The organism is Acinetobacter sp. WCHAc060042, from assembly GCF_003231195.1.
GTDB lineage: Bacteria > Pseudomonadota > Gammaproteobacteria > Pseudomonadales > Moraxellaceae > Acinetobacter.
Map to the genome: position 1 here is coordinate 1 of NZ_QKVN01000072.1, position 7746 is coordinate 7746.

General features: G+C 33.8%; 6 protein-coding genes. All 6 read right to left on the reverse strand.

Annotated features, from left to right (window positions below; all coding sequences use genetic code 11):
• The coding region (locus tag DPG01_RS17835; protein ID WP_322873882.1) for a type ISP restriction/modification enzyme at positions 1 to 229 on the reverse strand (229 nt) is incomplete at its 3' end.
• Between the two features lie 221 nt (positions 230 to 450).
• On the reverse strand, positions 451 to 3186 hold the full coding sequence (locus DPG01_RS17840; protein ID WP_107010078.1) for a hypothetical protein: 2736 nt from the start codon (positions 3184 to 3186) through the stop codon (positions 451 to 453).
• A gap of 2 nt (positions 3187 to 3188) precedes the next feature.
• Positions 3189 to 5291, reverse strand: coding sequence for a hypothetical protein (locus DPG01_RS17845; RefSeq protein WP_107010077.1), 2103 nt, complete (start codon positions 5289 to 5291; stop codon positions 3189 to 3191).
• Positions 5292 to 5429: 138 nt separating this feature from the next.
• The gene (locus tag DPG01_RS17850; protein ID WP_162622368.1) at positions 5430 to 5723 is read right to left on the reverse strand and encodes a LexA family protein; all 294 of its coding nucleotides are present in this window, start codon (positions 5721 to 5723) and stop codon (positions 5430 to 5432) included.
• A gap of 780 nt (positions 5724 to 6503) precedes the next feature.
• The gene (locus tag DPG01_RS17855; protein WP_107010075.1) at positions 6504 to 7112 is read right to left on the reverse strand and encodes an AAA family ATPase; all 609 of its coding nucleotides are present in this window, start codon (positions 7110 to 7112) and stop codon (positions 6504 to 6506) included.
• 133 nt (positions 7113 to 7245) lie between these two features.
• Positions 7246 to 7641, reverse strand: a complete 396-nt coding sequence (locus DPG01_RS17860; protein ID WP_107010074.1) for a hypothetical protein — start codon at positions 7639 to 7641, stop codon at positions 7246 to 7248.
• Between the last annotated feature and the right edge of the window lie 105 nt (positions 7642 to 7746).

A 7746-nucleotide genomic window follows, 5' to 3' on the forward strand; every position in this document is an offset into this window, starting at 1 on the left:
AAACAACGGTATCTTTTTGATCTTTTTTAATGAATTTCATTTTAGTCACATAGTAATCATGTTCCTGAAGCTCTCGGACACTTCTACCTTTTAGATCTAATTTAGCTTTATATGGCTCTACGGTTTCATAGTTTAAGTGCCAATGAGCTAAATCACGCCCGGCTTTCGAGAATGCCCAGAAATCTTCGGCTTTTTTTACGCATGGGATACGTGGTAACTCTTTAGTCAAGTTGTCTGCATAACGAGTACGATAATCTTCACTGTGCAACAAGCCATTATTTTTTATTATGTTTTATATAAGTATCTAATTATAAAAGAATATAAATATTAACATGTACAAATGGTGGCATAATTAAACATTATAAATAGTTTCACTAAAACCATAAAAACAAAAACCATTTATACAACTATTTTTAGTTGTATAAATGGTTTTTGTTTTTACATTAAATATTAGTTATATTTAACATTGATATTTTTTTGCTCTTTTTTGAGTCTTTCCTCACGAAACCCACAATTGGTATTCGCATAAGGGCATGAAGCGCATCCGGCACAGAAAGCGAATGGCTCTTGAAGATTGTCTATAGTAGAGCCAATTTCTTCGATCACTTCATTTACAGCATAGTCATTGAACTGCATCACCTTTAACCGCTTACCGTACAATACTGCTCGACCTAGATCAACACTATCAAGCAAACCAAGAGTCCGTAATTGACGACCAACCCATTCAGGGCGTTCCCATTCCGGGATTTCGTTTGTCATGCTTGCGCCATAGTTATCGTCAAGCATTGTTCGTAATTCAAGAATAAGCTGAGTAACAGTAAAGCGGATAAACCCATTTTTAATTAGATTTTTGACAGCTTCACGCAACACCTCTATGGGGTCATTACTCTCAAATTTGACTGTTTTCTGCTTATTAAGACCGACTTCAAGTTCATCTGCACACTCCTTGCCAACGAGCGAAGCGATCACACGCAAGGGGAGTGCAATTTCATCGAATCGACCTGTTTTTTCTGTATGTGTAAGTGAAATATCTTCAATTTCATTACATTTAGCAAAAGCCCATTGATGTAATTCTTGTCGTAACTTCTCAACATGCAAGAAGTCAGATGCTCCCATTTTTTTAATCTTACCTTTTTCACTGTCAGGCATGATAAGTGTTTGAATACGCAACATACGTGTACTCAAAATATCATCAGATCCTTGGGTGTTCGATATTAATTTTATGCCGAAAAAGTTAAGACGCTCAGTTTTCATCGTCTTAACGTCAGTCCAAATTTTCTCCGAAGTGTTTTTGTTATACGATACTTTAAGTGCTTGAACTAGATCACTAAATTGAGTTCCGTCTCGACCACCTTTGCTTGCGATACCCTCTAAATCATCGAACACAACAAAACCTCTCGATGCGTCAATATGCCTTGCAGCAGTTGCAGCACTGACTTGTCCGATCACTGAGCCATTGCATGAAAGCTTAGACATCACAATCCCTGTTTGAGATTTGCCTGAGCCGGCTCGTCCATTTAGGAATATAATGGGTACAGATTCAAAGATGTTTTGAACATAAGTAGCAATCACCGTTAGTGATAGTATGCAGTAATCTTCAGGTACAGGAAGCCATACAGATTGCTTTAGTACATTGTGAATATCAGTATAAATATCCTTAGCAGATCTAATTTTTGATCTGCCTGATATGTAGGATTCAATGCTATTCCAACTCCAAGAGCTGTAATCATTTGGCTTTGGTTCTGCTCGAATTAACGTGCCATCGGTCAATCTAATTACACGTTCAGAGTCCGGTGTTCCGGGAGGTGCAGGGGATTTAACTGATTTGTTAATCACACCATCTGAGCTAACAACCACAGTTTCATAGCGTTCACTAATATATTCCTGACCGTATTCATCGGTCTCTTTTTTTCTCATTAATGTCTGCACCGGATAGTACATTTTGCGATTAATGTAAGCCCCATTGATGTCAATCGGGGCAACGTGGAATCGCCCCACCGCATTTTTTACATTGAACGGATCATTGTTATCAATCGTTTCAACTGTAATAGAGCAAACAGGAGCTTCTTCAAGTAAAGATAAAAATTCATCAATACAGCCGTCCGATCTAAAGAAATCAGTCCAATCAGCCCCCCATTGGTCACTCGGCTTTTCTGTACCGTCTTTTTCAAATTTTGGATTAGCATAATGCGCCGGGCATCTGACTCGATAGCAGTCTCCAACGATAAATTCCGATATTTTTTCAGCCATCGTGTCACCGGCTTTATCGAAATCTTGAGTTAGATAGATTTTGTCAAACTTAGCCCAAAAATCGGGGTTTTTCATTTGTTCAGGAATGCTTGTACCATGCGTTCCTGAGCAAACTAGATAATCATCTAATAAGTCATTTTCTTTTAAATTTTGATAAAGAACCCACACATCTTTCATGCCCTCGCAAACAATCAAATTACGTTGTTTATTGTGGGTGTGTGAAAAATATATACCAACCGGACTTTTGCCCCACCCATTTGAGGCGATAGGATTCTCAGTGACATGGGGGATAACATAGAAATACTGTTGCTTTGCAAACTCACCATTCATCAAGCGGATTGGTGTTGCTAAAGCTTTAGATCTAACCTCGCCATCGGGAGTGGTGGTCTTTCTTGTCAATCCGAGCTGAAACTCAACAATAGTCTCTTTCTTTAATGATCTTGCATATAAATATTCCATTGCAGATTCATTATTTAGTAATTCCTTATGTAGGGTCTGTTGCCAACTCCTAGACTTTTCATCCAACGGCTCTACTTTAACTTCTTGCGCTGTTTCGGTTTTTTTAACCAAAGGCTTTTGCTTGGTTTTTATATTGGTCTTAAAGTTTTGATTACTACTTATACCTAAAAGTTCCTGAGCTTCTTTGATGGCTTTTGCTTTATCTCCATTCAACCTAATACTCAAGACCTCAAGAAGATCATAACTTTCTAACGTGGAATTTTTAGCAGCATCACCACTAAAATCTCTACACATCCCTAAAAAACGTCCACTCAAACCTATTTTAAACGATCCTTGGTTGGTAGCAGGGGTATCATAAACATCACCTGTTACCCAATAACTCCCTTGTTTCTTACCATTAGGAAACAACAGTTGTGCGTAATGTAAAATATTAGAATTAAACCCATCAACAATATTTTGAATATCTAAATTGTTCATAATTACCCCAACGCTGCATTTCTAATATTTGATAAATTTTTCTTCCAATCTCCAATAGCATCCTCGTGGTCAAGATGCCCATAATGTCGCCTAATAACCTCCTCGCTATCCAACAAAATTAAAGCGACATAACCAAATGCCCCTCTATGTATCTTTAAATAGGTGGTCGCTACTATATGCCTAAAATAATGTGCGCCAATCCCACCCGACTTAATAGATTGATCCGCATATAAGGCAGTAAATTTCCGAGTACATGTGCTAATAGCTGTGCCGGTTTGTTTTCTTCCAAGGCTTGAAACAAAAAAATACTCATGGGGTTCGGTTTCGCTCATAAACAATGGACGAATCGTATCGACATAAAGATCTAATATATGCGTTAGATTCTCAGGAATGCTTAATTGAAACCTCTCAGGGATATTCCTTTGTTTATAGTTTTTGAATTGGGATTTCGGGATGCTTATTTTATATATCCCATCTTTATCTTTATAAATACATTCATCTTCTTTATGAAAACCAATTTTCATGTCTGCCCAATTTCTTACTCTTAAAGGACAAATAAGGAGACATTCAACAAGAATAATATCTCTGACAACACAATAATATTTAACTTTTATTTGATGATTATTTGAATTTAAATAAATATCTAAATCCAAGTATGCTTTTTTTAAAGCATCAAAAACATAACTAGCAGGACTGTCTAGCTCAATAATTTTTTCATTTCTAGCATTATGCGATCTTGGACTTGTCTTTATAAACGGTTTAATTTTTTCATAAATAGTAAACAAGCTGTCATAATTTTTCTTTGACATTTCAATAACATCATCAGATGACACATTATAATAATCACAGATAATTTCACGAGAAAATTCACAGAAAAAACAATGGTCAGGATGCCAAATAGTTTTAGCATACTGCATCACCATAGAAAAAGACATAAGCACATAACCGTCTTTCTTAATGTCATTAGCTAACACCGCCCTTAAAATATCAGGCTGATAAACATTAAATAAAGTTAATTCACCATAAGTTAGGAGACCTAATTCTAATACTTTTTTTAAAAGAGCAATTGTTACTCCAACAAATGAAGAATAAGAGGGGACGTATAAGTCCTTTGTATAAACATAAAAATTAGATATTAATTTAGCATCTAAAACCGTTTCTTTAGGTAAATCCCCTTTGCATTTCCTAACTTTCCATTGCTCATTAATTTTTTTATCTAGCAATGGCTCTGTTTTATAAAAACAATAATTATAAAGCTCCAACCTAAGCTGATCCGGTAGTAAAGAAACATTCAATCTTTCAACGTACTTAAAGTTAGAAGAACCATCAACAACACTACCGCTATCCGATAATTTATGTGTGTTTAAAACATTTGTTTTAGGTATTATTGAAGTTAAATAACCCTGTGGAGCATGTGCTAAAGCTTCTATAGCTTCTAGCACTACATAAGGCTTACTTGATCTCTCAGAGTAATTAACTCCATCACAATACTCTACAAAATTTGGGAAAAACTGTCTTTCAAAATACTTGGTAATCATAGAAAAGGTTATAAATTGATGACCACAATAATCATTAATTAAACTTGCAACAATCTGAAACTTTTTCTTATTTGATTTTAACTCGTAAACAGTAGGCTTATTAAATTCAAAAATACAATCCAAGCAAAACAAAAACCTCTCGGTTGCATTATAGTTTTTGTTGTATACATTATCACCTAAAGACAACCAAAGATTAGTACCATATAAAGCAAATATTTCATCCGTAATAAAATTAAACGCAATTCTGTATGGAGATATAGATTTAATCAAACCAGAATGGTTAATCTCAACTCTATTCCTACCATAATATTCTTTATATTTCTCCAAAAAAACCTGTAGGTTATCTTCAGATGAATAAAAAAAGTTAAGAACATCATCAGTGGTTCTTAGATTAAATTCACGGATTGAAAATTCTAAACAGAACAAACAACTATTTTTCAAAGCACGAATGTACGCATCACTACGCCCATTTTTTTTACTTATTTTTTCAACATAGTAACGACAATTATCCTCAATTTCTCGAACTATTAAAAGGTAGTTACTATTCAACTCATTTAAATTACGCATACACAAATTACTCCCAAAAAATAGGATGTTAAATTTGAAACACGCATATAAATGTGCGAAAATGATTAAATCTAGCCTGCACAGTTAGATAAACACTTTCAAAGTCCGGTACTGCTTCAACAGTGCCGGACTTTTCATTTATATGGTTTCGCCAATAGATTCTTGCAAACTGAGTTTTTCATAAGCAGCAGTCGTTAATTCCAAATTACGTCTCACCCGATCTGCACTCCTCCGCAAATAACCTTTTTTCTCCAAAGCAGCCAAATAAGGGGCTGCATTGGCTGATTTAATATCTAAAAAAGTAGCAATCTCTCGATGTGTCGGCATGTACCGATTCTTAACCCTATACTCTTTTAGAAATTCCAATAACAAATATTGGCGATCAGTCAATATAGGGAGCTGCTTAACAACTGAACTTTCAATAGTATCCACATGAGACTCCATGCTTGATATAAACGCCTAAACAATAAAAATACTATCACCAACCAATAGTTTGTTCAATAGTTTGCCCAATAGTTTGCATATAAAAATGCACATATACATTTCCGTAGAATACAGAAAATAGGATATAGATTAATAACATGTCACAACAAAAAAGCATGTCATTAAAATAAAAATATAAAACAAATTCAAATACTTATTTCAATCATTCTAATGACACGATCTATGACTTGCTATTGACACGTATTTTTCCATGTCAACAATAGCGTGTCAGTTTTTTTAATAGTGTGTCAGAATAGTGTGTCACAAAAAATATTGACATAAATATATAATATATATAAATATTTATTTATTTATTTATATTTAGTGACATGTATTTTTTTTAACAGGTCATCACTAATAATGATATATTTCAAATACTTAAATTATTTTTGACACGCTTTTTTATTTTTTTGATGTTTTTTTATTTTTCATTCTATTTTTGAGTATTTCTACAATTATTCATATATATCCAACATGTTTTATATTATTTATTTTTTTCATGCAAGATTTTAATTATAAGCTATTGATATTTATTGTTTATTTATTATCAATATTACTATACAACCCCTTTAAACTTAGTGCGGAAATTGGAATAGTAAAATACAAATAAATCAAATATTTATGTTTGATTATCCGTTTTGTGTGTGTGCCTGTAGAATGATTTTTTATAAGTAAAAGGTTTCTACAAAAAAACACCTCGCATGGAGGTGTTGTTCTTGGTGGACTCGATCACAACAATTCGATAATTAAAGCGTTCATTTCGTCTTTCGATTTCGAGCTATTCATTTCTGTTACTGACTTTGATTCAAGAATCGCATCACGATACTGTTTGCGCTCGAATAGCACTGTTTTTAGTAGTTTGAACTGCTCATATTCGTTAATAAGCTCCACAGCGTCATTTAGCTCATTTGAGCGTACTGAAGCTCTATTAATCAACACGTATGCGTCTAAATCTTTATTAGTCTTTCTAGCAGCAGCAACTTTCTCTTGCATGTAGTCCAATACTTGCAGATCAAGTAGGCTTGGCTGAGTAGGGATTATTAGCACATTGGATACAAGTAGAGCTTCACGAAAGACCGTTGAATCTCGCCCTGCAACATCTATTAGGACGTACTCATATTCCGCATCTAATTTCTCAAGCTGTAGTAATAGATTTTCGTGAATACACTGACACTCAATATCTCCACGTTGTCTAGCCCATTTTGAAGATGATTGTTGTTCATCACAATCAATCAGTATGCTTTTTCCTTTTTGATTGAGCGATACAGCTAAATTAGTAGCTAGTGTAGTCTTACCAACTCCACCTTTTCGGTTCGCTATAGTTATAATCTTAGCCATTAACAAACACCTTTAAATTAATAAATAATCGTTTATTTGTTTGTATTTATAGTCGTATTATTTAATTGATAAATTAAACTATAAAATACTGTATACATAAAACTGTTTATACACCTAAAAATACAACTATTATTTATTGTTCTTTTTTAGGTTTAGTAACATTAAGTTGATTATTCAATATCTCTTGATATTCTTTAGCACCCAAAACCTTTTTACATTGTTGCAAGATACTCTCACGAATGAATACGCTAATCGAAATATTCTGATCTTGCCCAAGTTTTTTAACAGCTTCATCAATCACGTTAAGTTCTTCAACAAAGAGTGGGATAGTTAGGTTGCGACCATGTTTAGTACGAACACGTTTAGCTATTGGTAGTGTGTTTTTCTCAATATTGATGATTGATTTATTGCGTGTGACGATTTGTTCCTTATCTTTTTTTTCTTTACCATCTGATACCTTTGCATCTGAATTTACGTCATCTTGAGTAAACTCAGTATTCTCCATTGCTTTTTTAAATCTATTACTCATATCAATATCCAAACTATAAGTTAAACTAATATTGTAACTAATAATAGTTGTATTTTTTAAACTATTATTAGGTTTTTTTTGTAAAAAAAATGGGGGGGTTCACCC

Excerpts from the sequence above, each read along its gene's own strand:
- DPG01_RS17840 (WP_107010078.1), bottom strand. The coding sequence starts at position 3,186 with ATGAACAATTTAGATATTCAAAATATTGTTGATGGGTTTAATTCTAAT.
- DPG01_RS17845 (WP_107010077.1), bottom strand. The coding sequence starts at position 5,291 with ATGCGTAATTTAAATGAGTTGAATAGTAACTACCTTTTAATAGTTCGA.
- DPG01_RS17855 (WP_107010075.1), bottom strand. The coding sequence starts at position 7,112 with ATGGCTAAGATTATAACTATAGCGAACCGAAAAGGTGGAGTTGGTAAG.
- DPG01_RS17860 (WP_107010074.1), bottom strand. The coding sequence starts at position 7,641 with ATGAGTAATAGATTTAAAAAAGCAATGGAGAATACTGAGTTTACTCAA.